This window comes from Frondihabitans sp. VKM Ac-2883, from assembly GCF_015350875.1.
Lineage (GTDB): Bacteria > Actinomycetota > Actinomycetes > Actinomycetales > Microbacteriaceae > Frondihabitans.
Map to the genome: position 1 here is coordinate 12,079 of NZ_JADKSF010000001.1, position 26,186 is coordinate 38,264.

The 26,186-nt window shown below is 67.2% G+C and carries 26 protein-coding genes and 1 tRNA gene; 15 read left to right on the forward strand and 12 right to left on the reverse strand.

Features of this window, described 5'->3' with window-relative positions:
• The first annotated feature begins 6 nt into the window (after positions 1-6).
• From ITJ49_RS00080 to groL, 3 genes are all read left to right on the forward strand, one after another.
• Positions 7-615, forward strand: a complete 609-nt coding sequence (locus tag ITJ49_RS00080; protein ID WP_194600095.1) for a LytR C-terminal domain-containing protein — start codon at positions 7-9, stop codon at positions 613-615.
• Positions 616-838: 223 nt separating this feature from the next.
• Positions 839-1,042, forward strand: a complete 204-nt coding sequence (locus tag ITJ49_RS00085) for a cold-shock protein (protein ID WP_055963817.1) — start codon at positions 839-841, stop codon at positions 1,040-1,042.
• A 255-nt stretch (positions 1,043-1,297) separates the two neighbouring features.
• Positions 1,298-2,917, forward strand: coding sequence for a chaperonin GroEL (groL, locus tag ITJ49_RS00090; RefSeq protein ID WP_055963814.1), 1,620 nt, complete (start codon positions 1,298-1,300; stop codon positions 2,915-2,917).
• A 217-nt stretch (positions 2,918-3,134) separates the two neighbouring features.
• On the opposite strand, the gene ITJ49_RS00095 is transcribed toward groL, so the two are convergent.
• The gene (locus ITJ49_RS00095; RefSeq protein ID WP_194600097.1) at positions 3,135-4,796 is read right to left on the reverse strand and encodes a cell wall metabolism sensor histidine kinase WalK; all 1,662 of its coding nucleotides are present in this window, start codon (positions 4,794-4,796) and stop codon (positions 3,135-3,137) included.
• Between the two features lie 137 nt (positions 4,797-4,933).
• Between ITJ49_RS00095 and fdhA the strand changes: the two genes are divergently transcribed.
• A complete protein-coding gene (gene fdhA, locus ITJ49_RS00100; protein WP_194600099.1) occupies positions 4,934-6,160 on the forward strand; it encodes a formaldehyde dehydrogenase, glutathione-independent in 1,227 nt (408 codons plus the stop codon).
• A gap of 64 nt (positions 6,161-6,224) precedes the next feature.
• On the opposite strand, the gene ITJ49_RS00105 is transcribed toward fdhA, so the two are convergent.
• From ITJ49_RS00105 to ITJ49_RS00120, 4 genes are all read right to left on the reverse strand, one after another.
• Complete coding sequence (locus ITJ49_RS00105) at positions 6,225-6,917, reverse strand: response regulator transcription factor (protein WP_055963805.1); 693 nt, start codon at positions 6,915-6,917, stop codon at positions 6,225-6,227.
• Between the two features lie 83 nt (positions 6,918-7,000).
• Positions 7,001-8,635 carry a DNA repair helicase XPB gene (locus tag ITJ49_RS00110; protein WP_194600101.1) on the reverse strand — a complete coding sequence of 545 codons (1,635 nt, stop codon included), beginning with the start codon at positions 8,633-8,635 and terminating at the stop codon, positions 7,001-7,003.
• A 58-nt stretch (positions 8,636-8,693) separates the two neighbouring features.
• Entirely contained in the window at positions 8,694-10,658 is a 1,965-nt protein-coding gene (locus tag ITJ49_RS17980; protein ID WP_194600103.1) for a helicase-associated domain-containing protein, read from the reverse strand.
• 36 nt (positions 10,659-10,694) lie between these two features.
• Positions 10,695-10,973: a multidrug ABC transporter ATPase gene (locus ITJ49_RS00120; RefSeq protein WP_123943342.1), complete on the reverse strand. Its 279-nt coding sequence runs from the start codon at positions 10,971-10,973 to the stop codon at positions 10,695-10,697.
• Between the two features lie 76 nt (positions 10,974-11,049).
• Here ITJ49_RS00120 and ITJ49_RS00125 point away from each other — a divergent pair, with 76 nt between their 5' ends.
• On the forward strand, positions 11,050-11,427 hold the full coding sequence (locus ITJ49_RS00125) for a cold-shock protein (RefSeq protein WP_055963793.1): 378 nt from the start codon (positions 11,050-11,052) through the stop codon (positions 11,425-11,427).
• On the forward strand, positions 11,420-12,019 hold the full coding sequence (locus ITJ49_RS00130) for a DUF3027 domain-containing protein (RefSeq protein WP_228513878.1): 600 nt from the start codon (positions 11,420-11,422) through the stop codon (positions 12,017-12,019). The genes ITJ49_RS00125 and ITJ49_RS00130 overlap by 8 nt, the downstream gene beginning before the upstream one ends.
• Positions 12,020-12,192: 173 nt before the next feature.
• Here the strand turns inward: ITJ49_RS00130 and serC are convergent, their stop codons facing one another.
• Positions 12,193-13,329: a phosphoserine transaminase gene (gene serC / locus ITJ49_RS00135; RefSeq protein WP_194600108.1), complete on the reverse strand. Its 1,137-nt coding sequence runs from the start codon at positions 13,327-13,329 to the stop codon at positions 12,193-12,195.
• Positions 13,330-13,450: 121 nt separating this feature from the next.
• Between serC and ITJ49_RS00140 the strand changes: the two genes are divergently transcribed.
• From ITJ49_RS00140 to ITJ49_RS00155, 4 genes are all read left to right on the forward strand, one after another.
• A complete protein-coding gene (locus tag ITJ49_RS00140) occupies positions 13,451-14,143 on the forward strand; it encodes a metal-dependent transcriptional regulator (RefSeq protein WP_194600110.1) in 693 nt (230 codons plus the stop codon).
• 241 nt (positions 14,144-14,384) lie between these two features.
• Positions 14,385-15,335 (forward strand): C40 family peptidase, encoded by a 951-nt coding sequence (locus tag ITJ49_RS00145; RefSeq protein ID WP_194600112.1) that lies wholly within the window; start codon positions 14,385-14,387, stop codon positions 15,333-15,335.
• Positions 15,336-15,775: 440 nt separating this feature from the next.
• On the forward strand, positions 15,776-16,273 hold the full coding sequence (locus tag ITJ49_RS00150; RefSeq protein ID WP_194600114.1) for an HNH endonuclease: 498 nt from the start codon (positions 15,776-15,778) through the stop codon (positions 16,271-16,273).
• A 170-nt stretch (positions 16,274-16,443) separates the two neighbouring features.
• A tRNA-Arg gene (locus tag ITJ49_RS00155) sits at positions 16,444-16,518 on the forward strand.
• Positions 16,519-16,531: 13 nt separating this feature from the next.
• Here the strand turns inward: ITJ49_RS00155 and ITJ49_RS00160 are convergent.
• Together ITJ49_RS00160 and ITJ49_RS00165 are read right to left on the reverse strand one after the other, a co-directional pair.
• The gene (locus ITJ49_RS00160; RefSeq protein WP_194600116.1) at positions 16,532-17,569 is read right to left on the reverse strand and encodes a methionine synthase; all 1,038 of its coding nucleotides are present in this window, start codon (positions 17,567-17,569) and stop codon (positions 16,532-16,534) included.
• A gap of 20 nt (positions 17,570-17,589) precedes the next feature.
• Positions 17,590-18,582 (reverse strand): DUF1852 domain-containing protein, encoded by a 993-nt coding sequence (locus tag ITJ49_RS00165; RefSeq protein ID WP_194600118.1) that lies wholly within the window; start codon positions 18,580-18,582, stop codon positions 17,590-17,592.
• Between the two features lie 124 nt (positions 18,583-18,706).
• Here ITJ49_RS00165 and ITJ49_RS00170 point away from each other — a divergent pair, with 124 nt between their 5' ends.
• Complete coding sequence (locus ITJ49_RS00170) at positions 18,707-19,648, forward strand: LysR family transcriptional regulator (RefSeq protein ID WP_194600121.1); 942 nt, start codon at positions 18,707-18,709, stop codon at positions 19,646-19,648.
• On the opposite strand, the gene ITJ49_RS00175 is transcribed toward ITJ49_RS00170, so the two are convergent.
• Positions 19,591-20,640 (reverse strand): DMT family transporter, encoded by a 1,050-nt coding sequence (locus ITJ49_RS00175; RefSeq protein ID WP_194600123.1) that lies wholly within the window; start codon positions 20,638-20,640, stop codon positions 19,591-19,593. The genes ITJ49_RS00170 and ITJ49_RS00175 overlap by 58 nt on opposite strands.
• Before the next feature lie 33 nt (positions 20,641-20,673).
• Here ITJ49_RS00175 and ITJ49_RS00180 point away from each other — a divergent pair, with 33 nt between their 5' ends.
• Positions 20,674-21,327 carry a TetR/AcrR family transcriptional regulator gene (locus ITJ49_RS00180; protein ID WP_194600125.1) on the forward strand — a complete coding sequence of 218 codons (654 nt, stop codon included), beginning with the start codon at positions 20,674-20,676 and terminating at the stop codon, positions 21,325-21,327.
• A gap of 42 nt (positions 21,328-21,369) precedes the next feature.
• Here the strand turns inward: ITJ49_RS00180 and ITJ49_RS00185 are convergent, their stop codons facing one another.
• Positions 21,370-22,872 carry an MFS transporter gene (locus tag ITJ49_RS00185; protein ID WP_194600128.1) on the reverse strand — a complete coding sequence of 501 codons (1,503 nt, stop codon included), beginning with the start codon at positions 22,870-22,872 and terminating at the stop codon, positions 21,370-21,372.
• A gap of 127 nt (positions 22,873-22,999) precedes the next feature.
• Between ITJ49_RS00185 and ITJ49_RS00190 the strand changes: the two genes are divergently transcribed.
• Positions 23,000-23,626, forward strand: coding sequence for a TetR family transcriptional regulator (locus tag ITJ49_RS00190; RefSeq protein ID WP_194600130.1), 627 nt, complete (start codon positions 23,000-23,002; stop codon positions 23,624-23,626).
• Between the two features lie 107 nt (positions 23,627-23,733).
• Here the strand turns inward: ITJ49_RS00190 and ITJ49_RS00195 are convergent, their stop codons facing one another.
• Both ITJ49_RS00195 and ITJ49_RS00200 read right to left on the reverse strand, forming a co-directional pair.
• Entirely contained in the window at positions 23,734-24,621 is an 888-nt protein-coding gene (locus ITJ49_RS00195; RefSeq protein WP_194600132.1) for an SDR family oxidoreductase, read from the reverse strand.
• 102 nt (positions 24,622-24,723) lie between these two features.
• Positions 24,724-25,140 carry a hypothetical protein gene (locus tag ITJ49_RS00200; protein WP_194600134.1) on the reverse strand — a complete coding sequence of 139 codons (417 nt, stop codon included), beginning with the start codon at positions 25,138-25,140 and terminating at the stop codon, positions 24,724-24,726.
• A gap of 83 nt (positions 25,141-25,223) precedes the next feature.
• On the opposite strand from ITJ49_RS00200, the gene ITJ49_RS00205 reads away from it, so the two are divergent.
• Positions 25,224-25,688 (forward strand): thioredoxin family protein, encoded by a 465-nt coding sequence (locus ITJ49_RS00205; protein ID WP_194600136.1) that lies wholly within the window; start codon positions 25,224-25,226, stop codon positions 25,686-25,688.
• Complete coding sequence (locus ITJ49_RS00210) at positions 25,675-26,145, forward strand: DUF4395 domain-containing protein (protein ID WP_194600138.1); 471 nt, start codon at positions 25,675-25,677, stop codon at positions 26,143-26,145. The genes ITJ49_RS00205 and ITJ49_RS00210 overlap by 14 nt, the downstream gene beginning before the upstream one ends.
• The last annotated feature ends 41 nt before the right edge of the window (positions 26,146-26,186 follow it).

The following is a 26,186-nucleotide window of genomic DNA, read 5'->3' on the forward strand; positions in this document are numbered from 1 at the left end:
CACCGCATGGCCAAGTTCCCTCAGGACCGTTTCGATGGCGTCCCCGACTCGCTGCTGCGCGTCGGCGCCCACCGCTCCGGCGTTCGGCGGCACGGCGGCCTGATCGTCTTCGCGTGGGCGTTCCTCGCCGTGGGCGTCTTGACGGCGGGCGGCATCGCCTGGCTCACCGTGACCAACGACAGCTTCCAGTTCCGTAGCTCGGCATCGACGAGTTCGAGCACTGCGACGCCGAAATCCTCGGCGACGGGCACCGCCACCAGTGGGGCGACCAAGACACCCGCGGCGACTCCGACAGCCACGCCCCTCGCCGACCCGTCGAAGGTCGACTCCACGAAGACGACCATCACCGTGCTCAACGCGACCACCACCACGGGCCTCGCCTCGACCGCCGGAACCACCCTGACGAACGCCGGCTGGATCGTCGGCAACATGGGCAACGCGTCGTCGCAGGTCTCGACCTCCGTGGTCTACTACGACGACTCGGCGGCCGACAACGAGTCGATCGCCCTCGGCATCGCGAAGTCGCTCGGGATCAACACGGTCGAGCAGAGCACGGCGTTCCCCGGCGCGACGATCACGGTGATCCTCGGAGCCGACTTTAACGCCCAGTCGTGAGCCGTCGGTAAGCAGCGTCTCGCAGCGCTGCGTGACGGAAAATGACGCCTTCGGTTACGGCCGTGTAAACAACAGGCCGTTTGGCGCCTCCCGGTCCAATTTTTCGGGCGGCACCCCCCTTTTCGGCCCGGCTCTTTATTACTATCTGGGATCAGTCGGCCCCTCCGCACCGGTCCGTGCCGGCTGGGCAGCGCCACCGACAGACACAGCTAGGGAGTACGAAATGGCCAACGGAACCGTGAAGTGGTTCAACGCGGAAAAGGGTTACGGATTCATCACCGTCGAGGGAGACGGGCAGGACGTATTCGTCCACTATTCAGCCATCGACATGAGCGGATACAAGGTGCTCGAAGAGGGCCAGGCCGTCGTGTTCGAGGTCGGGACGGGCAACAAGGGCCCCCAGGCCGAAGCCGTACGCCTCGCCTGAGTCGTCAGAGCAGAGAAGCGCCGTCCGCGAGGGCGGCGTTTTTCGTGTGGGCGACCGTTTCGGGAGGCGACGGGCGGGCGGTCTCGGGGGTTTCGGATCCTTGCCCAAGGGGCTCCTGAGAGCACTTGCACTCGATACGGCAGAGTGCCAGAATCAATTGGCACTCTCGATGAGGGAGTGCCAAAAGACTCACCTGATATACGGCACCAGCCGGGGCAGCGTGCCCCACGACGTCCGGGAGGGACGAAAAACCACATGGCTAAGATCATTGCTTTTGACGAAGAGGCCCGACGCGGCCTCGAGCGCGGCCTGAACATTCTTGCCGACGCTGTAAAGGTCACCCTCGGCCCGCGCGGTCGCAACGTCGTTCTGGAGAAGAAGTGGGGCGCCCCCACGATCACCAACGACGGTGTCTCCATCGCGAAAGAGATCGAGCTCGACGACCCCTACGAGAAGATCGGCGCCGAGCTGGTCAAAGAGGTCGCGAAGAAGACCGACGACGTCGCCGGAGACGGCACGACGACGGCTACCGTCCTCGCCCAGGCACTCGTGCGCGAGGGCCTCCGTAACGTCGCCGCCGGCGCCGACCCGATCAGCCTCAAGCGCGGCATCGAGAAGGCCGTCGCGGCCGTCTCCGCGCAGCTGCTCGAGAACGCCAAAGAGATCGAGACCAAGGACGAGATCGCCGCTACCGCGTCCATCTCGGCTGCCGACCCCACCATCGGCGCACTTATCGCCGAAGCGATCGACAAGGTCGGCAAAGAGGGCGTCGTCACCGTCGAGGAGTCGAACACGTTCGGCACCGAGCTCGAGCTCACCGAGGGCATGCGCTTCGACAAGGGTTACCTGTCGCAGTACTTCGTCACCGACCCCGAGCGCCAGGAAGCCGTCTTCGAAGACGCCTACGTTCTGATCGTCAACTCGAAGATCTCGAACATCAAAGACCTGCTGCCCATCGTCGACAAGGTCATCCAGTCGGGCAAGCAGCTCCTCATCATCGCGGAAGACGTCGACGGAGAGGCTCTCGCGACCCTCGTCGTCAACAAGATCCGCGGCATCTTCAAGTCGGTCGCCGTCAAGGCTCCCGGCTTCGGCGACCGTCGTAAGGCGCAGCTGCAGGACATCGCCATCCTCACCGGTGGTCAGGTCATCGCCGAGGAGGTCGGACTCAAGCTCGAGAACGCCACCCTCGACCTGCTCGGCCGTGCCCGCAAGGTCATCATCACCAAAGACGAGACCACCATCGTCGAGGGTGCTGGCGACGAAGAGATGATCGCCGGTCGCGTCAAGCAGATCCGTGCCGAGATCGAGAACACCGACAGCGACTACGACCGCGAGAAGCTCCAGGAGCGCCTCGCGAAGCTGGCCGGTGGCGTCGCCGTCATCAAGGCCGGCGCTGCAACCGAGGTCGAGCTCAAAGAGCGCAAGCACCGCATCGAAGACGCCGTTCGCAACGCGAAGGCCGCCGTCGAAGAGGGCATCGTCGCCGGTGGTGGAGTCGCGCTGATCCAGGCCGGCAAGACCGCTCTCGCCACCCTCGAGCTCGAGGGCGACGAGGCGACCGGTGCGAACATCGTGCGTGTCGCCATCGACGCTCCGCTCAAGCAGATCGCCTTCAACGCGGGCATGGAGCCCGGCGTCGTCGTCGACCGCGTGCGCAACCTCGACGTCGGATGGGGCCTCAACGCCGCGACCGGCGAGTACGTCGACATGCTGGCTGCCGGCATCATCGACCCCGCCAAGGTGACGCGCTCCGCTCTGCAGAACGCTGCCTCGATCGCCGGCCTCTTCCTCACCACCGAGGTCGTCGTCGCCGACAAGCCCGAGAAGAACCCGGCCCCGGCCGGCGACCCCACGGGTGGCATGGACTTCTAAGTCCGCTTCGCTTCACGACTCAGGCCGGTTCCCCCTCGGGGGAGCCGGCCTTTGCCGTTGCCGGTGGGGCGTGCTGCCGGTGGGGCGTGCTGGTGGGGCGCTCTGCGGCAAGGTGACGCGGATCGGCCATTGCGACGTGGCGCGCCGGGTCGGTTTGGCCTAAGCGCGTCGGTTCGTGCGGGGTGGCGCCGGCCGGGCGTCAGCGGCGCACGCAGCGTCAGGAGAGCGTGGGAACCGGGCCTGCAGGCATCAGAGGCAACGAGACTCGGAAGGTGGCGCCGCCGCCGGGGGTGTCGAAGACGTCGACGTCGCCATGGTGGGCGGCGACGATACCGGAGACGATCGCGAGGCCGAGACCCGAGCCGCCGGTGTCGCGGGTGCGCGAGGTGTCGGCCCGCCAGAAGCGCTGGAAGATCTTCTCGCGGATCTGCGGCGGGATGCCCTCGCCGTGGTCGATGATGTCGATGGTCGCCATGCCTCGGCCGGGGTCGGCCTGGACGGCGAGCTCGATCGGAGCGTCGTGGTCGGTGAATCGCATGGCGTTACCCATGAGGTTGGTGACCACCTGACGAATCTTGTTCTCTTCGCCGAGGATCACCGGGCTGACGACGCCGTCGCCGGAGCCGTCGGCACTCGGAGCATCGAGTGCGTCGGTGCCCGCTTCTGCTGCGCGGGCGCGTCGGATCCTGAGCCGGGCCAGGGTCGCACCGGCGAACGCGATCGGACCGGTCGTGCCGGGGGCGAGCGGTGCGACGGGGCCCGGGGCGACGACGTACTCGTCGCTCGACTCGTGGCCCGGATCGACCGGCTCGCGCACGAAGACGCGGATCTCGCGGTCGGTGTTGGACGCCATCGTGTCGAGCGCAGAATCTCGGGCGATGGTCACCAGGTCGACCGGCCCGAGCTCGAGGGGCTTGGACTCGTCGAGGCGCGCGAGCTGGAGGAGGTCTTGGACGAGGACGCCCATGCGGATCGCCTCTTTTTCGATGCGGTCCATGGCCTGGGCGACGTCTTCGGGCTTGGTCAGGGCGCCCATGCGGTAGAGCTCGGCGTATCCGCGGAGCGAGACCAGGGGCGTGCGGAGCTCGTGGCTGGCGTCGCCGACGAAGCGGCGCATCTGGTCGATGGTCTTCGCGCGGTCGTCGAAGGCGTAGTCGATGCGAGAGAGCATCGTGTTGAGGGAGCGGTTGAGCCTGCCCACCTCGGTGTTCGGGGTCGTGGTGTCGAGCCGCTGACTGAAGTCGCCGTCGGCGAACCGGGCGGCGGTGTCTTCGACGTCGCGCAAGGGGGCAAAGGTCGAGGTCACCAGGAGCCTTGTGATGGCAGCGCCGAGGACGACCACGGAGAGGCCGAAGCCTAGGAAGATGTACGAGAACCGGGTGATCGTCGCGTTGGTGGTCGCGAGGTTCGTGCCGGCCACCACGGTCGCCTCGACCGACTGGCTCGTTGATTTGTTGGTGAGGGTCGTGTGATCCGCGTAGAGGCGCCACTCCTCCGTGCCCAGGGCGTTGTAGGTGCTGAAGGCCGTGGGGTGTGTGGCGGCCGACTGCTCAGTGAAGTCGGGAAGATAGGGGGTGGACGACGCGGGCAGAGAGGCACCGTTGTCGCAGAGAAGCTCTCCGTCGTTGGAGAAGATCGCGACGTAGCTGGTCTTGTAATTGCCGAAATTCGAGGTGCAGGAGTCCGCGCCATCCCACGACACGGACGCCGCCCCCGACTTCAGGTCGCGGTCGACCTGCCCGTACAGGTAAGTGCTGAGCACCGTCATCGTGCCGAGGCCGGCGACGAGCAGCCCGAGCGTCACCAGGCAGACGGTGATGCCGGTGATCTTGGTTCGGATGGAGATCTCGTTCCACCACTGCGAAAGGCGTGAGTGCATGACTGCGCCAGATTAGCGGAGGGGCCTGGAGAAGCCTCGGGGCGAGAAGTCGGATTCACGGCGCACGCACCGGTTTCGACCTCTAGCGTCGGGTGTAGCGGGAGCACACCGCGACCGCGTGATCAAGGAGGATCGCAATGGCAGGAAACAGAGCCGTCGCCTACAAGGGGCCGGGCGAGGTCGAGGTCATCGACACCGACTACCCGACATTCGAGCTGAAAGACGGCCCGGGGGTCAATCCCGCTAACGTCGGCAGACAGGTCAAGCACGGGGCGATCCTCAAGACGGTCGCCACCAACATCTGCGGTTCCGACCAGCACATGGTCCGTGGTCGGACAACGGCTCCCACCAATCTCGTGCTGGGTCACGAGATCACCGGCGAAGTGGTCGAGGTCGGGCCCGACGTCGAGTTCATCAAGGTCGGCGACCTCGTGTCGGTGCCGTTCAACATCTCGTGCGGTCGCTGTAAGAACTGCAAGGAGCGCAAGACCGGCATCTGCCTCAACGTCAACCCGGATCGCCCCGGGAGTGCCTACGGCTACGTCGACATGGGCGGGTGGGTCGGTGGCCAGGCCGAGTTCGTGCTGGTGCCGTACGCCGACTGGAACCTCCTGCGCTTCCCCGACAAAGACCAGGCCCTCGAGAAGATCATGGATCTGACGATGCTGTCGGACATCTTCCCGACCGGATTCCACGGGGCCGTAACGGCCGGCGTGGGTGTCGGCTCGACCGTGTACGTGGCCGGTGCGGGCCCGGTGGGCCTCGCCGCCGCGACCAGCGCGCTCCTTCTCGGCGCGGCCGCCGTGATCGTCGGCGACATGAACGAGGGCCGTCTGGCGCAGGCGCGGAGCTTCGGCTGCGAGACGGTCGACCTCTCGAAGGGCGGGCCAGCCGAGCAGATCGAGCAGATCCTCGGTGTGCCCGAGGTCGACTGCGCGGTCGACGCGGTCGGGTTCGAGGCGAAGGGGCACGGCCACGACGCCAAGGAGGCGCCGGCCACCGTGCTGAACTCGCTCATGGACATCACCGCGGCCGGTGGGGCGATGGGAATCCCGGGGCTGTACGTCACGGGCGACCCGGGCGCCGCTGACGAGGCGGCCAAGAAGGGATCCTTGTCGCTGTCGCTCGGAACCGGATGGGCCAAGTCGCTGTCGTTCACCACGGGCCAGTGCCCGGTGATGAAGTACAACCACGGTCTGATGCAGGCGATCCTGCACGACCGGGTGCACATCGCCGACAATGTTAACGCCAAGGCGATCAGCCTCGAGGACGCCCCGCGCGGCTACAAGGAGTTCGACGCCGGCTCGGCGACGAAGTACGTCTTGAACCCGAACGGCTACCTGGACGGCGCGAAGGCCGCGTAACTGCGACCAGAATGCACGAACGCCGTGACCCGAACTGGGTCACGGCGTTCTTGTGTGGAGCAGCTCAGACCTTGGCGGCCTTCAGCATGTAGCCGAAGCCACGCTTGGTCTGGATGATCGGCTCGGCCGAGAACTGGTCGAGCTTGCGGCGGAGGTACGAGATGTAGCTCTCGACGATGCCCGCGTCGCCGTTGAAGTCGTACTCCCACACGTGGTCGAGGATCTGCGCCTTCGACAGCACCCGGTTGGGGTTGAGCATGAGGTATCGGAGCAGCTTGAACTCGGTCGGGCTGAGCTCGATGGCCGTCTCGCCGATCGTGACCTCGTGCGTGTCTTGATCCATGGTCAGCTCGCCGGCGCGGATGATCGCGTCTTCGTCTTCGTTCATGGTGCGACGCAGGATGGCCTTGATGCGCGCGACGATCTCGTCGAGGCTGAACGGCTTCGTGACGTAGTCGTCGCCACCGACCGTGAGACCCGTGATCTTGTCTTCGGTGTCGTCTTTGGCGGTGAGGAAGAGGATCGGCGACGTGTAGCCAGACGAACGGAGTCGCTTGGTGACGCCGAACCCGTTCATGTCGGGCAGCATCACGTCGAGGATGATGAGGTCGGGCTCCTCTTCGAGGACCGCGGAGATCGCCTGAGCGCCGTTGCCGACGGCACGCACGGCGAAGCCGGCGAACCGGAGGCTCGTGGTCAGGAGGTCGCGGATGTTGGGCTCGTCGTCGACGATCAGAATCTTGGGGCCATCGCTCATGGGTCAAGTATCTGCGCGCCGTCTAAGCGTTTGCTGAGAGCTGGGCGTGCGCGCTATGTCTGCGCGCTGGTGCTCAGCCCGACTCAGGCGGCCAGGGTCGGAGAATCGAGGATCGTGTAGCTGTAGCCCTGCTCGGCGAGGAACCGCTGGCGGTTCTGAGCGAAATCCTGATCGACCGTGTCGCGGCTGACCAGCGTGTAGAACGAGGCCGGAATGCCGGACTTCTTGGGGCGCAAGAGCCTGCCCAACCGCTGCGCTTCTTCTTGACGCGAGCCGTAGGATCCTGAGACCTGAATTGCGACCGTCGCCTCCGGCAGATCGACGGAGAAGTTGGCCACCTTCGACACCACCAGCACCTTCACCTCGCCATCGCGGAAGGCCTGGAAGAGACGCTGGCGCTCGTCGACGGGTGTCGATCCCGTCAGCTTGGGGGCGTTCAGGGCTTCGGCGAGCTCGTCGATCTGGTCGAGATACTGCCCGATGACGAGGATCTGCTCGCCCTCGTGCTTGTCGACGAGCTGGCGGACGACGTTCATCTTGACGGGCGCCGTCGCGGCGAGGCGGTAGCGCTCTTCGTCGGGAGAGGCGGCGTACTGAAGGCGCTCCTCTTGGGGGAGGTCGACGCGCACCTCGTAGCAGTTGGCCGGCGAGATGAAGCCCTGGGCCTCGATCTCTTTCCATGGGGCGTCGAAGCGCTTCGGGCCGATGAGGCTGAAGACGTCGCCCTCGCGGCCGTCTTCACGGACGAGCGTCGCGGTGAGGCCGAGCCGCCGCCGTGCCTGCAGCTCGGCGGTCAGCTTGAAGACGGGCGCCGGAAGGAGGTGCACCTCGTCGTAGACCACGAGGCCCCAGTCGAGAGCGTCGAGCAGCGACAGGTGGGTGTACTTGCCCGCCCGGCGCGCGGTGAGGATCTGGTACGTCGCAATCGTCACGGGCTTGATCTCTTTGACCGCGCCCGAGTACTCGCCGATCTCGTCTTCTGTGAGTGAGGTGCGCTTGAGGAGCTCGTCGCGCCACTGGCGCGCCGAGACCGTGTTGGTCACGAGGATCAGCGTGTTGGTCTTCGCCTGCGCCATGGCACCGGCGCCGACCAGCGTCTTACCCGCACCACAGGGGAGCACGACGACGCCCGAGCCGCCCTCGAAGAAGTTGTCGACCGCCTTCTGCTGGTAGTCGCGGAGGTTCCACTCGGAGGTGTCGAGGTCGATCGCGTGCGGGGTGCCGGGGGTGTAGCCGGCGTGGTCTTCGGCGGGCCAGCCGAGCTTGATGAGCTGCTGTTTCACCTCGCCGCGAGCCCACGGCAGGAGCTCCCAGAGATCGTCGGCCCGCTTTACGCCGAGCAGCTCGCCAATCTTTTTCGCGCGGGTGACCTCGCTCAAGACGGCTTTGTCGGTACCGCGAAGCAGAAGCTGATCGCCGTCGCGCTCGATGACGATGCGGCCGTACCGGGCGACGGTCTCGGCGATGTCGACCGAGACGCTCTGCGGCACCGGGAACTTCGAGTATTTGTCGAGGGTCGCGAGCATGTCGTCGGCGGAGTGGCCGGCGGCACGGGCGTTCCACAAACCGAGGCGCGTGATGCGGTAGGTGTGCACGTGCTCGGGTGCGCGCTCGAGCTCGGCGAACACCGAAAGGTCGTGTCGGGCGTCCTCCGCATCGGGGTGGGCGACCTCGAGGAGGACGGTGCGGTCGCTCTGGACGATCAACGGGCCTGGCATAACCGGTCAGTCTATGCGCGGGGCCTGTGAGCGGCTCCGGGTTGCGCCGGAGCCGCGATCAGGCGGGCGGAGTAGCGACGGCGACGATACTCGACAGGGGCAGCGTGCGCTCGATGTCGGACTTGCGGTCGCGCCCGCGCACCCGGCCTCCACCGACGCCGGTGGGCTCCATCGTCAGCTGGCTCGTCGTGCCGTCGGCATGCGCCAGGGTGATCAAGACCGTCAACCGAGCGTGGGCGGCCGAGTCGAGCTGGCGGGAGATCCACGCTCGCTCGGTGTCGTCATCGGTGCCGGAGGAGGCCTGCACGCGATCCACGAGAGCGACGAGCGGATCGACGCCGACCGGCGGGGCAGACCGGCGCGGGCGTCGGCGGAGCGGCGGCCTGGTCGGTCGGCGATCGGCGTCTTCGAGGAGAACGGGATAGCGCTCGTCGAGCAGAGCCCAGTAGACCGTCTCCGCGTCGAACCGGCTCAGCATCACGAGAGGGCCCGCCCGGAACAGGCCGATCGGTCGGAGCGCCTGATCGACCTGGGCGGTGTCGAGAAGGGCCGGATCGTCGGCGCGAAGCTGGCTGACAGCACCGAACGACGTCGCCTGAGGATCCAGGTCGGCGGCCCCGAGATCAGCCACCCGATAGCGTCCGTGCCGGTCAGCCGTCTCGGTGAGCAGATAGTCGACCGGCTGGGGGATGCCGGTAGAGGACAGGGAGGTGAGGAACTCGCGGAGGCTGTCGGCGGTCTCGCCCGAGCTGAGGGCGGCCTGGATCCTTGTCTCGGTGATTCGATACGTCGCCGCGAGACCCGCACTCTCGACATCGGCGATCAGCCGGAGACGAGCGTCGAGGTCGGGCGCGAGAGGGCCGGGAGCGACGACGGTCAGATCGTGCTGCAGATACACCTGGTCGATGGGCTGGGGGAGGAGGCCCCGGACGATCTCGGTGGCGGCCTCGACTCCATCGCCGAGCAGCGCGACGGCGGTGGAGGTCGGGCGCGACCCCGAGGTCAGACCGAAGAGCTCGGCGGCCCGAGCGAAGGCATCGAGGCGCTCGGCAACCCACGAGCCGCCGGCGGGGAACAGCCATTCGCTGAACGTGCGGAGCGGCTCGCCCCAGGACGTCGAGCTGCGCTGCGCCAGGACGGTGCGCACCTCGGCGGGCAGTGTGTCGAGCCAGGCCGACACGAGCGAGGCCCAGCGGTCGGCCCAGGTCGAGAGGAGCCACGCCTCGGCGTTCGTGCCGGGAATCCAGCCCTCGGGGCCGAGCTCGACCAGGGACGCGGCCCGGGCGGCCACGAGGATCGGCGCCACGTCGTCGACATCGATCCGAGCGGCCTCGGCGAGGCGCCGGCTCTCGGGAAGCGCCAGGCCGCCCCGAGCGAGCTCGCGCGCCGGAGCGTCGGTCACAGCGCGGACGATCTCGGCGACCTCGACGACGATCGCGTAGAGACGCTCGGCGCTCGCCGTGTCGTGTGCGACCTTCGCCTCGTCGTCGAGCTGCTCGACGGCCTCGAGCACGACGGGCGGACGGATGCCGGCGAGGCGGGCGAGCGTGAGCAGTGGGTCGTCGTCGAGGGCCTCGGTGACGGTGTCGAAGGCGGTGGCGGTGGGTGCAGTGGTGGTAGTGCCGTCGGTGGCTGGTGAGCCGGTGCGGGTGGTGGCCTCGGTGCCGGCGCTGTCGTCCGAGCTGTCGGCGCCGTCGGTCGACAGGAGGACGAGCAGGCGCTCGGAGAGTCGGGCGAAGGCCGCTTCGACATCGTCCGTCGACAGGTCGAACGCGGCTTCGGCTCGTTCGATGACCAGCGCGGCGTCGGCAGCGGTCGCCGTCGTGCGGAGAGCGATCAGCGACACACGGTCGAGGCGACTCAGCACCTCGCGCAGTGATGCCCGGTCGAGCAGGGTCTCGGCGAGGTCGAAGGCGTCTTTGACCGTGTTCGGTCGCGGCACGGTGCGGCCGAGGAGTCGAGCCCGAAGGGTTTCGGCGTCGAGGGCGCGGAGCACGCCGGCGAGGTCGAGGGCGCTAGCCACGGGGCGCCTCTGCCCCGGTGCTTTGGCGGCCGCCGGTCAGCGTGTGTCGCCCCGGGTCTCGCGTTGACGGCGAATCGCGCTGACGATGACGAAGGCGATGATCAGCAGGATCGCGATCGGGAATCCGAGAACGGGCAGCACGGCGATCGCCGGCCAGATGCCACTCGCACTGGTCACGTGCGCTGCGCCACCGATGAGGTAGATGGCGATGCAGACAGCGGAGAAGACCGCGACGGTGATCGCGGCGTACACGAGGACACGCTCGGCGCGACGGATTCCGTCGGGAGCGTTCACGACCTGCTTCTTCTGTGCCACGATGCTCAGCGTAGTCGGGGCACGGCTGGCCGTGGGCCCGTATGCTTGTCGGGCCCCACTAACTAGGAGTTCAGTCATGCCCACCGGCAAGGTCAAGTTCTACGACGAAGAGAAGGGCTTCGGCTTCATCGCGAGCGATGACGGTCAAGAAGTCTTCCTCCATGCGTCGTCTCTGCCCGCCGGCACGACCGGGATCAAGGCCGGCTCCCGGCTCGAGTTCGGCATCGCCGACGGCAAGAAGGGTGCCCAGGCGCTCTCGGTGCGTGTGCTCGAGAAGGCGCCGAGCCTCGTCGAGCGCAACCGTCGCTCGGCCGAAGACATGGCCGTGATCGTCGAAGACGTCGTCAAAATGCTCGATGGAGTCGGCAACCGCCTCCGCCGCGGCCGCTACCCCGAAAATGGCGCGCAGGTCGCCGCCGTGCTGCGGAAGATCGCGGACCAACTCGATGGCTGACGCGGCAGACCTCTACTCGCTGGCCCGCGAGGCGCTCCTCGAGATCACCCGCGACGACACAATCGGCGAGCCGCTCGAAGTGGTCGACGAGGGCGAAGGCGTCTCGACGGTCCGCTTCGCGAACACGCTGCCGGGCTATCCGGGCTGGCTGTGGACGGTCAGCATCGCTGTCGTCGGCGACGAGGAGCCCTCGGTGCTCGAGACCGAACTGCTGCCGGGCGACACCTCGCTGCTCGCACCCGACTGGGGGCCGTGGGTCGAGCGCCTCGCGGAGTACGAAGCGGCGCAGGGTGCGTTGTCGGAAGGCGACGACGAGTCGGATGACGACGAGTCGGACGACGATGACGATGAGTCGGACGACGATGACGAGTCGGACGACGACGATGAGTCGGATGAAGACGACGACGATGAGTCCGACGACGACGACGATGACTCCGACGATGACGACGACTACGACGAGAACTCGCCCCGCAAGGCCCGCGACGGCCTCCGCCGTGAGTTCGACGGCGTCGACGTCGAGGAGGCGGCCGAGGCCGTCGGCCTCGACGGGGCGGACGGCGACGACGAGGATGACGACGTCGTGCGCTCCTAGACGCTGACCGAGAGTACGAAAACCGCCCCCCGGCTTCGGCCGAGGGGCGGTTTTCGTACTCTCGGTGTGGAGCACTACCGAATTCGAAGGAGATTTGGGGGAGTGAGCCGTCGGATCCTTGAGTTCTGGGCCCGAGGTAGGCGTTTCTCCTTCAAATTCCGAGGCGGGCGGCGTCAGGCAGCGAGGGCGGCGACCACGAACTCGATGGACCGGATGAGCTGGCGGACGTCGTCGGGCTCGATCGCCGTGAACGTCGCGACGCGGAGCTGGTTGCGGCCGAGCTTGCGATAGGGCTCGGTGTCGACGATGCCGTTGGCGCGGAGCACCTTCGCGACGAGGGCCGCGTCGATCGAGTCGTCGAAGTCGATCGTCGCGACGACCTGTGAGCGGTGCTCGGGGTCGACAACGAACGGCGTCGCGTAGTCGGAGGTGGTGGCCCAGTCGTAGAGGGCTCCCGACGACTCTTTCGTGCGGGCGTCGGCCCACGAGAGGCCGCCATTGTCGAGGATCCACCGGGTCTGGTCTTCGAGAAGAAGGAGCGTCGTCAGGGCGGGCGTGTTGAGCGTCTGGTTCAGCCGCGAGTTGTCGACTGCGTTCTTCAGGCTGAGGAATTCGGGGATGTAACGGTCGGACGCGGCGATGCGCTCGACGCGCTCGATCGCGGCCGGCGACATGAGGGCGAACCAGAGGCCGCCGTCGGAGGCGAAGTTCTTCTGGGGGGCGAAGTAGTAGACGTCGGCCTCGGCGGCGTCGAACGCCGCACCGCCGGCCGCGCTGGTCGCATCGATCACGGTGAGGGCGCCGTCGTCGCCGTGGACCCGCTTGACCGGAGCCATGACACCCGTCGAGGTCTCGTTGTGCGGCCACGCATAGACATCGACGCCCGCCTCGACCTCGACCTCGGCGCGCGAGCCGCCCGGCGCGGTGATGACCCGGGGCGCGTCGAGCCAGGGGGCGCCGGCGGCCTTGGCGAACTTCGAGCCGAACTCGCCGAAGGAGAGGTTCTCGGCGCGCTTCTCGATGAGGCCGAACGACGCGGCATCCCAGAACGCGGTCGAGCCGCCGTCGCCGAGAACCACCTCGTAGCCGTCGGGAAGGGCGAAGAGCGTAGAGAGGTCGGCCCGGATCCTGCCCACCAGGTCTTTGACCGGCGCCTGCCGGTGCGACGTGCCGAGGATGGTGGAGCCCGCCGTCACGAGGTGCTCGAGCTGAGCGCCGCGGATCTTCGAGGGGCCGCAACCGAAGCGACCGTCGGTCGGGAGGAGGTCGCGGGGGATCGTGATGTCGGAGGGGGTGCGGGTGTCGGCCATGCGGTCGATCGTATCCAGGGCAACTACGGGGGAAGTTCACCATCAGAGGACGCCCAGGTGATCCGGCCCATAAGGTGCGAGCAGTAGTCTTGGTGAAAATTGCGTTATCGGGGAGGCACCGTTGACTGATCTTGTCGACACCACAGAGATGTACCTTCGGACGATCCTCGACCTCGAAGAGGAGAACATCGTTCCCCTTCGCGCGCGGATCTCGGAGCGACTCGGCCACTCCGGCCCGACGGTTTCGCAGACCGTTGCCCGCATGGAGCGCGACGGCCTGGTCGTCGTCACCGGCGACCGCCACCTCGAACTGACCACGCAGGGGCGCACCAAGGCCACGCACGTGATCCGCAAGCACCGTCTCGCCGAGCGCCTGCTCGCCGACGTCATCGGTCTCGACTGGGCCTTCGTGCACGACGAGGCCTGCCGCTGGGAGCACGTGATGAGCGAGCAGGTCGAGCGCCGACTGCTTGAGATGCTCGACCACCCGACGGAGTCGCCGTACGGCAACCCGATCCCGGGGCTCGACGAGCTCGGCGATTCGCCCGCGGGCCGGTTCATGGACGGCGTGATCTCGATCGTCGACGTGGCGGCGCAGAATCCCAGCGGAAAGTCAGGAATGATTCGGCGCCTCGCCGAGCCGGTCCAGTTCGAGCCGGAATTCTTGCAGCAGCTGCACGACAGTGGGGTACAGCCCGGCAAGACGGCGACCATCTCTCAGGCGGGATCGTACGTTCGCGTGCACGTGGAGGGGTACGACGAGGCACTCGAACTGGCCAACGACGTCGCCGCACACATCTACCTCAGCGTCTGACTTTCGCCCCGTTCGTTTACCCTTTCGTTACAAAAGTCCTCCTTCAGGATGACACTGGGGTCGTACTCGGGTACGCTCGCCAAGTCCAAACAACCAGGAAGCCGGTTGCCGGACCCGTGGCGAGACGTCTCGATTCCCATCTCTCGCCGCTTGTCGTTGATCCAACGAACGGATGGGTCGTCTGACCCGGGTAGCTACAGCACTGCCCGGAGAAGCGTCGAGGCGCAGGAGAGCCCCCCTCTTGAGCACTGGCATCACCACGACCACTACCGCGACCCCCGTCGCCAGCCGCAGGTCGACCCCTCGCACCGACCCGATCCGCACCGGGCCCATCGCCACTGTCACGACCACCGCCGCTGCCGTGCCCGTCACGCGTCGCGCCGCTCGTGCTGCGGATGAGGCCGCGGTCCGCAGCCGCCACACCGGTCGCTCGTTCACGACCGGCTCGGTCAAGCGCGGCGTCGTCTCGGTAGGCGCGCTGACCCTGGTCGCCGGTCTCATGGGCACCATGGCCATTCCCGCCTTCGCCCAGACCGCGAGCCCGGTCGCCGGCTCGTCGGTCGACGCTGCGACCTCGGCTCTGAGTGCGCGGCGTACGAGCGGATCTCAGTCGGCCACGGTCGCCTCCGGTGTCATCGCCGCCAGCACCAGCCGCGACAGCTACACCGCGACCGCACCGGTCGTCGCGAAGCCCGTCGTCCAGACCGCCACCACGTCGACGGCGTCAGCCCTGACCGACTCGCAGGCCGCCACCGCGACCGCTGAGCGTGCCGACTTCGCCGCCAGCACCGCGTATTCGGGCAAGACCGCTGCCGACTACCTCGCGTCTCCCGCGCACCCCGCCTTCAGCCTCTCGGCCGTGTACCAGACCGCTCTCACATACGTCGGCACCCCCTACGTCTTCGGCGGAGCCACCCCCGCGGGCTTCGACTGCTCGGGGTTCGTCATGTACGTCTACGCCCAGTACGGCATCTCGCTGGCCCACTCGGTCTCGGCCGAGTCGGCTGCGGGGACGACCATCTCGCAGGCCGAGGCCGAGCCCGGCGACATCGTGGTGCTGAACGACGGCTCGCACGACGGCTTCTACGCCGGCAACGGCATGATCCTGGACGCACCGAAGCCCGGCGGCAGGGTGAGCGTCCGCCCGCTGTGGACTACCGACGTGCACTTCGTGCGGTTCGGCATCAAGTAGGTCGCTCTGTCTTGCTAGTGCTGCCGGCCCCGCTCCCGTGTGGAGCGGGGCCTGCTGTTTGTCGAGACGGGGGATCGCCTGCGGGTGGGGGTGAGGCGGCGGAGCGGATCCTGCGGTTCTGGTCTCGTGAATTCCGCGTTAAGCGTGACCGGCAGCTCTAGGTCTCGCGGGCGGCGTGACGTAATCTGAGCGCACGCAGTTCGACGAGCCGTTCCGGAGATCCCCGTGTCACGACCAGCAGCCTCCCGCACCATGGGTGCGTTGCTGACCCGTGCCATACGGACCACCCGCCGAAGCGTGCACCATTTCGGTGTGCGCCCCAGCGCCCGCGTGTGAAGCATCGTCTTTCGACGGTGCTTTTTTCGTCTCCCGACCGGTAAGCCCCGAGCTGTCTGCATCGAATGCCTGGAAGCCGTCCAGGCCGTTTCGAAAGGGAAGCAATGCGCACTCTCGTCCTCAATGCCGGCTACGAGCCCCTCGCTGTCGTGTCGTTCCGCAGAGCACTCGTGCTCGTCATGAGCCAGAAAGCCACCGTTCTGGCGGCCGACGCGGAACACCCGGTGCTCGGAGCGACATTCACCTTCGATCGCCCGTCGGTGATCGTGTTGACCCGGTACGTGCGGTTGCCCCACACCCGGCAGATCCCCGTGTCGCGCCGCGGAGTGTTGCGGCGAGATTCGCACCACTGCGCGTACTGCGGCAAGGCCGCGACCACGATCGACCACGTGCAGCCCCGGTCGCGCGGCGGGCAAGACTCATGGGAGAACCTCGTCGCCTGCTGCCTCCGCTGCAACAACCTCAAGAGCAATCGAACGCCGCTCGAGATGGGCTGGTCGCTCCGCTGGGTGCCGAAGGCGCCGCACGGGGTCGGATGGGTCGTGCGCGGGGTCGAGCAGCCGCAAGCGGTGTGGGACGAGTATTTGGCGGTTGCTGCGTAGGACGTGGCTTCGCGGGGCCGAGGCTTGCTCGCGGGGGTGCGGCGGCGTTGAGCATGATTCACACCCCCCAACGGTCTCGCGACCACACCGTGCGGCCGGATGATTCAGCCGCGCGGGGGTGCGGGTGGGCAGGAATTCAGGATCCGAGGTCGGTTAGGCTGGTGTCGTCAGCCTCTGTAGCTCAATGGAAGAGCAGTTCCGTCCTAAGGAAAGGGTTGGGGGTTCGAGTCCCTCCAGGGGCACCAGTTAGCTCGTTTGCTACGGCCGCACCGCCGCCAGCTCCCCACGAACGACGTCAGCACCCGCCTTGAGCGCGGCCAGCTTGCCGAGCGCGACGCCACGCGACATTGGCGCCATGCCGCAATTTGTGCTGGGGATGAGCTTGTCGGCATCGACGTACCGAAGTGCGGTCCGCAGGGTGTCGGCGACCTCCTCCGGGGTCTCGACGGTGTCGCTCGCCACGTCGATGGCCCCGAGCATGACCTTCTTGCCGCGAAGGAGTTCGATGAGGTCGACCGGAACATGCGAGTGGTGCGACTCGAGGGAGATCGTGTCGATGCTGGACTGCTGCAGTAGGGGGAACGACTTCTCGTACTGCCGCCACTCCTCGCCGAGGGTCGCCTTCCAGTCGTTGTTCGCCTTGATGCCGTAGCCGTAACAGATGTGCACGACAGTCTCAGCACGCAGGCCCTCGGCTGCTCGCTCGAGCGTGGCCACGCCCCAGTCCTGCACCTCGTCGTGGAAGACGTTGAAGGCAGGCTCGTCGAACTGGATGATGTCGACGCCGGCGGCCTCGAGCTCGCGAGCCTCCTGATTCAGGATTGTGGCGAACTCCCACGCCAGCTTCTCGCGACTCTTGTAGTGGCGGTCGGAAAGGGTGTCGATCATGGTCATCGGGCCGGGCAGAGCCCACTTGATCGGCTGATCGGTCTGCTGCCGGAGGAACTTCGCGTCGTCGACGAACACGGGATGTTCGCGGCTCACGTCACCGACAACGGTCGGGACGCTCGCGTCGTACCGGTCTCGGATCCTCACGGTTTCGCGGTTCTCGAAGTCGACCCCGGTGAGGTGCTCGATGAACGTTGTGACGAAGTGCTGGCGGGTCTGCTCCCCATCGCTGATGATGTCGATGCCGAGACGGCTCTGCTCCTGGACGGAGACGCGGAGGGCATCTCTCTTGCCCTCGACCAGCGCCTCACCCTCGAGCTTCCAGGGCGACCAGAGAGAGCCCGGCTCGGCGAGCCAGGACGGCTTCGGCAGGCTGCCGACGGGGGAGGTGGGCAGAAGAGTGTTCATGGACGAGGATCCTCCGGCGGTCATCGAGTAGGAACGGGGTAGTTGGCGGCCCAGTGCTCGAGCACCTCTCGGTGCGGCTTCACGAAGTGCTCCTCCGTGAACTTGCCCTGGGTGATCGCGAGCTGGTTGCGCTCCGTGCGGTCGTACGAGATCTCGGTGCGCGAGAAGTCGTGCTGTTCGAGCGTCGGTCGGTAGACGCCGGCGGCGGCGGAGTTCGCGTTGTAGATCTCGGGCCGATAGATCTTCTGGAATGTCTCCATGGTGCTGATCGTGCCGATGAGCTGCAGGGTCGTGTAGTCGTTCAGCAGGTCTCCACGGTGATAGAACGCGAGCGGCGCCACGGCACCCGGCGGCATGAAGTACCGCACCTGCAAGCCCATCCGCCCGAAGTACGTGTCGGTCATCGAGTAGTCGTCTTGGCGGTATTCGACGCCGAGGATCGGGTGCGAGTTCGAGGTGCGGCTGTACGTCTTGCTGGTGGAGACGCTGATGCAGATCACCGGCGTCATCGGGAAGCGCTCCTGATAGACGGCGGAGTCGAGGAAGTGCTGGAAGAGCTTGCCGTGGAGGGCGCCGAAGTCGTCGGGCACAGTGAACTCGGTCGCGTCGCGGTTGACTTCGGGCAGCAGCACACTGAAGTCGAAGTCGCGCACGTACGACGAGAAGTTGTTGCCGACGATGCCCTGATGGCGCACGCCGGTCTGCTTGTCGACGATGTGAATGTCGAGCACTTCGAGAAGCGGGAACACCCGGTCTTCGCCGCCCACGCTGAACTGCAGCTCGGCGGTGACGATGTCGAGCTCGACGGTGTAACGGTCGCCGCCTGGGTTGTCCCAGTGCGCGAGATTGTTGAAGCGCCGGTCGATCATCGTTAGAGCGTTGCGGAGGTTCTGCTGACGGTGCTCGCCTCGGGCCAGGTTCGCGAAGTTCGTGGTGGCCCGCGAGGTCTCGGACGGCGCGTAGTTCTCGTCGAAACGGGTGGTGGTGATGTTGAACGTGAAGTCGTTCGCCATGAGCGGCCAATCCGGTAGCTGATCGGCCGGGGAGGGCCTGGTGAATGTCGGTATAACCATCGTGGTGCTTCGGCGCGGGTATCAGGTAATTCGGCGCTGCTATGCCTACCTATAGGCTCTCGCTATGGCCCGACGGACGAGCGGAATCACGCTGCAGCAGCTCCTGTACTTCATCGAGGTCGCCGCGGAGGAGTCGATCACGGCGGCTGCCGATGTGCTCTACGTCGCACAGCCGACGATGTCGGCGGCAATGAAAGACCTCGAGACTCGGGTGGGTCGGTCGCTGCTCCTCCGCTCGGCCCGCGGAGTCACGTTGACCACCGACGGTGCCGAGTTTCTCGGGTACGCCCGGCAGGTCGTCGAGCAGGTGGCGCTTCTCGAGCAGCGCTACCTCGGACGGCCGCCGTCGCGACGCCTGCTCGGGGTGTCGACGCAGCACTACTCGTTCGCGGTCGACGCGTTCGTGCGGATGGTCAAAGAGACCGAGGCGGCGGAGTACGAATTCTCGCTTCGAGAGACCCGCACCTGGGACATCATCGAAGACGTCCGCACGCTGCGCAGCGAGTTAGGCATCCTCTACCGAAACGACTTCAACCGGAACGTCATCGACAAGCTCCTCCGCGACTCCGGGCTCCTCTTCCATCCCCTCTTCGTCGCCGAGCCGCACATCTTCATCTCCCGCAAGAACCCTCTGGCCTCCCGCAAGCGAGCCACACTCGACGACCTCGCCGACCTGCCACGGCTCACCTTCGATCAGGGCGCGAACAACTCCTTCTATTTTGCCGAGGAGATCCTCTCCACCCTGTCGAGCAAGCGCGAGATCCGGGTCTCGGATCGCGCGACGATCTTCAACCTCATGATCGGCCTGAACGGCTACACGATCTCGACGGGCATCGTCAGCGACGACCTCGACCCCGAGATCGTGGCCGTGCCGCTCGACGTCGACGAACGCATCGAGATCGGCTGGATCGGCCACTCGGCGATCCCCCTCACCGAGCAGGCGCAGCGCTACCTCGCCGAAGTGAGGGCGGTCGTCGCGGGCTTCGGCGTGGAACTGCTCGGCTGATCAGTGCGGTGCGGCAGGGGCTGAGGATCCGGCCGCGCCGCCTGCATTGCCCGAGCCGCCTGCATTGCCCGAGTCGCACGGGCTGCCCTGGCCTCGCTGGCCAGCACGAGCGCCACTCCCGCGGCGCACGGCACGAACCCGACCAGCGTCAGGCCGGTCAGTGGCTCGGCCAGTAGCAGGTTGCCGGCGAGGGCGGTGGTCGGCGCCACGAGGAACAGCAGAGCATTCAGGGCCGTGATGCCCACTCGGCGAAGGAGCCACCAGTAGAGGCCGTAGGCGATCAGGGTCGGCACGATCGCCGAAAGCGCCACGGCGAGCCAGAACGTCGAGCTCGCCGGCGGGGCCAGCGTGCCGGTCACTGCCGCCAGGACGATCAGGGCTGCGGCTGTCACCGCGACGTGGATCGTCAGAGTGGTGACGACGGGGAGGCGCGATTCCGACCGGCGCTCGACAAACGTGCCGGCGATCAGGCAGAGCATGGCGAGGGCGGGGAGCACGTACGCGATGGGCGGCGCAGAAGACCCGGCGAGCTGTGAGCCGACGACCGTGGCCACGCCGACGGCACCGACCGCGAGACCGAGCCACTGCGCACCGCGCACTCGCAGCCCGAGCAGCGGGCCGACGAGCGTGGCGACCACCAGGGGCTGAATCGCATCGATCAGCGCGGTCGTGCCCGTCGCGATCCCGGTGCCGACGGAGGCGTACACGAACACGCAGTAGCCGAACTGGGCGAACAGGCCGATTGTGGCCTGGTGTCGCAGATCGGAGCGGGTGACGCCTCGAAAGCCCCCCGTTGCGACCGTCACGACGAGTAGGACGATGGCCAATGGCGCGAATCGCCAGACGAGCAGGGTCGTCAGGCCGACGTCGACGGTGGCCATCTTGGCGATGATGAAGCCCGAGCTCCACGAGGCGACGAACGCCGCCGAGGCCAGTGCGGTGACTCCGACACGAAGGGCACCGACGCGAAGTACACCGATCTGTTTACTCATGCCGCCGACTATACAGGTCGGTAGACTTTGGGCATGCCATCATCCGCCACCGCCGTCGACGAGGGCTCTCGCAGTTCTCTCGACAGGCTCCTCGCCGCTCGCGACCTCCCGGCGCTGACCCCGGGCGCTCGCCGCGTGCTCGAAGCGGCGTCGCGCCTGTTCTACGACCACGGCATCCACGCCATCGGCGTCGACACGATCGCGAGCGAGGCGGGTGTGACGAAGAAGACCCTCTACGACCGCTTCGGCTCGAAGGAGGCGCTTGTCGTCTCGTATCTCGAGCACCGCGACGCGAGGTGGCGCGACCATGTGGCCGAGAACCTCGCTCGGGTGCCCGAGCCCGGTGTCGACCAGGTGCTCGCGGTCTTCGACGCGTCGAACTCGTGGATGAGCGACAACAGCCCGAAGGGGTGCAGCGCGATCAACGCCCGCGCAGAGATCGGCGACGGCCACGACGGCCACCCGGTGTTCCTCGAGGTCTCCGGGCAGAAGGTCTGGATGCTCGATGTCTTCGCCGAGCTCTGCCGTGCCGCCCGGGTCACCGACCCGGACGACACGGCGCGGCTGCTCATGCTGCTCTATGAAGGGGCCCTTGTGACGGTCGGCATGGAGACCTTCGCCGAGCCGTTCGCCGTCGCACGGGCCGCGGCGGAGGGCATCCTGCGGGGGCGGACCGTCGGATCCTGAGGTAGTCGGTCTCTCGTCACCTGCCAGGGGCCCGTTCGCGACCTACTTCACGGTGACGATCGCATCGGTGTCTTCGACGCCGAGGGCGCGGGCATCGTGAGCGCGCTTCTTCATCGACGGAGCGATCAGCGCGATGATGATCGCGAGGACGGCGACGCCGGCAGACGTCCAGAAGCCGATCGTGAAGGTGTCGTCGGAGGGCAGTGCGATGGAGCCGGTCGGAAGTGGGAAGACCTGGGTGTGTGACGAGATCAGGGCCGCGATCGCGGCGGTTCCGACGCTCGAGCCGATGGTGCGGGCGATCGTGTTGGCGCTGATCGCCTCGCCGGTCTGAGCCAGGGGCACGCTCTCGATGACGGCGTTCGAGGCGGCTGCGAGCCCGAATCCGATGCCGGCACCCGTCATGATTCCCGAGGCCAGGATCTGCCAGAGGTAGGCGTGCGAGATGGCCGGCAAGACGAATGCGGCGGTCAAGAAGGCGGCGCCGATGACCAGCGCGGGCTTTGGCCCGTACTTACGGACGATGCTGCCCGAGAGGGGCGAGACGACGACGAGCATCAGGACCGTCGGCAGGAGGAACAGGCCGGCGACGGAGGCGGTCTTGCCGAAGCCGTAACCGGTGAACGTGGGCAGCTGCAGCAGGGTCGGCACGAGCACGAAGGTTCCGTACATCGCGAAGCCAAAGACGAGCGCGACGACGTGGGCCGTCCAGACGCCGCGGATCTTGAAGAGCCGCACGTCGATCAGCGGGCTGGTGACGCGGAGTTCGACCAGCACGAAGGCGACGAGCGCGACGGCGCCCAGGGCAAGGAGGCCGATCGTCTTGACGTCGCCCCAGCCCCAGCTCTCTCCCTCGCTGATGGCGAGGAGGAGCGAGACCAGCGAGACCGTCAGGATCCCGGTGCCCGCCAGGTCGAGTCGCCCAGGGGTGCGAATCGGCGACTCCTTCATGCCGAAGATGATGCCCACGAGGGCCACGACGATGAGTACGAGGGGGAACCAGAACAGCCAGTGATAGTCGAGGTTCTGCACGATCGGGCCGGCCGCGACGATGCCGACGCCCGCTCCGATGCCGAAGATGCCCGACAGGATTCCGATCGTGACGCTGACGCGCTCCTTCGGGAGCTCGTCACGGACGATGCCGATCGAGAGGGGCAGCACCGCGCCGGCGGCGCCCTGCAGGATGCGCGCAAGGATGAGAACGCCGAGGTTGGGGGCGAGAGCTGCGACGACCGTTCCGATCAGCAGGAGGCTCATCACGACGATGAGGATCTTGCGCTTGCCCATCATGTCGCCGAGCTTCGCGAAGATCGGCGTGAGCACGGAGGCGGACAGGAGGTACGCCGTGATGATCCAGCTGACGCTGGCGGTCGACGCGTTGAGGTCACGGCCGATCGTGGAGAGGGCCGGTGCGACGAGCGACTGCAGGACGGCGTACGCGAGGCCGCCGAGTGCCAGGTAGACGACCAGGAGAGTCGTGTTCGGGTTGTGCCCGCGGGTGACGGGAACGGAACCGGTGGCGGGTTCCTGAAGGGTGTGCGACATGAGGCTCCGAGTCGATGTAAACAATTGATGACTTAGCGACTCTATCTAGAATCGGATCAAAGTCAACAGTTGTTTACAGGGTCTGGGCTCGACCTGTACGGTGGGGGAGAACCGCAAGGGAGCCAGGATGCACGCACCGCCGCACGCCGTCGACGCAGACGCCACGACAGGGAAGTCGCGGGATGCCGCCAACACCCGACGACTCCTTCTCTCCTCCGCTCGTCGGCGATTCGCGCAGGACGGCTACTCGGCGACCCGGGTGCGCGACATCGCCGCCGACGCCGGGGTCAACGTCGCGCTCATCAACCGCTACTTCTCGTCGAAAGAGGGGCTCTTCGAAGCCTGCCTCGCCCACGCCCGAGAAGAGCTGGGGCGGTCCGACGGCTCGGCGGCGACGCTCGACGATCTCGTGGAGGCCCTCACTCGGCAGGTCGCGGGGCCGGCGAACGGCGACCGCTCGCTTCAGCTCCTGCTCCTCCTGCGGTCGTCGGGAGACGAGACGGCCGACTCGATCCGCCTCAACACGCTCCGCTACTTCGCCGATCAGATGGCGGTCGCGGCCGGGCGCAGTGTGGAAGACGTCTCGAGCGACGACCTCCGGCTCCGGGCGCAGATCGCACTGTCGACCATGCTCGGTATCGCCCTGCTCCGTGCCTCGTCAACGGGTCTCGAGCCGCTGGCCTCCACCGGAGTCGACGGCCTTGAAGGGCCTCTGCGCGACGTCATCACGGCGCTTCTCGCTCCCCGGCTTTAGGCGGGGCATCCGGGCGGGGGAGCGGACCCCGGTGGAGACGTTCTGCGCGGCATCGACCTCGACGCGGCGCAGAACATCTCGACCGGGGCCGACCCGGCCACTACGACTCAGAACGCGGGAGTGCCGCCCGCGATCGTGATCGTGGCACCGGAGGTGTAGCTGGACTCCGGGCTGACGAGGTGCACGTACGCCGCAGCGAGCTCGGCCGGCTGACCGGGACGCTTGAAGGGGGCCTGCTCGCCGAATGTCGATACAGTCTCGGCGTCGTCGGATCCTGGCTGGAGGGGAGTCCAGACGGGGCCGGGTGACACGGAGTTCACGCGGATGCCCTTGGGGGCGAGCTGCTGGGCAAGTGCCGCGGTGAAGACACCGATCGCACCCTTGGTCAGGGCGTAGTCGATCTTGTCGGGGGAGGGCTGGGCGCCCTGGATGGAGCCCGTGGTGACAATGCTGGATCCTGGTTCGAGGTGCGGAATCGCCGCCTGGCAGAGCCAGAAGAGCGAGTACACGTTCGTCTTGATGGTCGAGTCGATCGCCTCGGTCGTGAGGGTCAGAATGTCGTCGTTGCTCTCCATGCGGCCGGCGACCATCACGAGGGTGTCGAGTCCGCCGAGCTCACGGACGGCCGTCTCGATGAGATCCGCGCAGTACTGCTCGTCGGAGATGTCGCCGGGCACCAGGATCGCCTTACGCCCCTCGCTGACGAGGAGATCGCGGACCTCCTCGGCGTCGGTCTGCTCGTCGGGCAGGTACGAGAGAACGAGGTCAGCGCCCTCGCGAGACAGGGCGATGGCGGCGGCCCGCCCGATGCCGGAATCGGCTCCGGTGACGACACCGCGGAAGCCCTTGAGGCGGCCGAGACCGACGTAGCTCTCCTCACCGTGGTCGGGCTTCGGATCCATCTTCCAGGCCGCGCCCGGCAACGACTGCTCCTGCTTCGGGAACGGCGGGGCCGGGTAGAGGGTGATCGGGTTCTTCTTGTCGTATTGGCTCATCCCTCGACACTGGCCCGGTCGCGGTCGATCGGCTCTTCGCGGCCGAACGGGTTGACAACGCGCGATGCGGCATTGAGCACCGCACCGCAGCGTGGCGGTGCGCTAGCGACGGACGACTACCCGCTCGACGGCGACGGACCCGTCGGCGGCGCGCGTCAGGCGCCGAGTGTCGAACCGCGGGTGGCGGATGCGCGGAACCCAGTAGGCGAGCCAGAGCAACCCGGTCACGACCACCAGGCCGAGGTTGTAGCAGAAGGGGATGCCCATGCGGCGCTCCATCAGTACCTCGTCGGGGCTCGCCTCGACGACGGTGTAGCCGAGGTCGGTCAGCTTCGCGACCTCGACGTCGACGACGTCGGTGGACGCCAGTGCAGGATCCGCCGCGACCGGCTTGGGCGCGAAGACACACGCGCAGTTCGCACCGAACGCGCAACTCACAGTGCGCGGGCCCGATGCGGCCGGCACCGTGGTGCCCGGCATCGACGCACCCGGCGAGAGAACGATCGGGGAGCGGCTCATATCGCAAGCGTAACCAGTGCTGGATCCTTCGTCACACGCGGTCATGTGCACCAAGCACCAGAAAAACGACCTATCGTCGAGCAATGACTCCCGGCCTCGCTCTCGTTGCGCTCCTCGCGCTGGTCGCGTTGGCGACCGTCGTCGGGCTGGCGTGGCGGCGGTCGACCGGCCGGGTGCGTCGCCGACCCGAGAGTGACGACGACACCCGAGAGAGCGATCTCGTCAGGCCCGCCGACGTCGGCACGACCGAGGCATTCGGCGACCGCGTCACGTTGCTGCAGTTCTCGACCGAGTTCTGCACCTACTGCCCGGCGACGAGGCGGCTGCTGTCGGCCGAGGCCGCGCGGCACGAGGGCGTCGAGCACATCGACGTCGACCTCACCCGGGCCCCCGACGTGGCGACGCGCTACAACGTTCTGCAGACGCCGACGACGCTGATCCTCGACCGTCGCGGGGCCATTCGCGCTCGAATCGGCGGCCCGCCGAAACCTCGCGAGCTCGAATCCGAACTCGCTCGACTACTGGGAGACGACCATGACGCCAACTGACCGAGGATCCGGCATCGACCCGCGCTCCCCCCGCTTCGGGGCCGGGATCACCGCGATCCTCCTCCTCGCGACGATCTTCCTGTCGCTCGTCGGCGCGTCCGTGGCGGCCGTGATCGTGCTGACGGCGATCGCCCTCCTCTTCGCCTGGGGAGCCTTCGCGGGCATCCGCCGTCACCCCTACGGCGCCCTCTTCCGACGCGTCATCCGGCCCCGGCTTTCGGCACCGACCGAGCTCGAAGAGCCCACACCGCCGACGTTCGCCCAGGGGGTCGGCCTCGTCATCACCGGCATCGGCGTCGTACTCGGCCTCATCGGGCTCGCCTGGGCCGTGCCGCTGTTCGCGGCTCTGGCGTTCGTCGCGGCGTTCCTCAACTCGGTCTTCGGCTACTGCCTGGGGTGCCAGATGTATCTGCTCGGGGTGCGCGCCGGGGTGCTCGGACGGCCGCAGCGCGCGTAGGGTCGGCCGGATCGCACACGAGGATCCGCGGATCCTTCGCT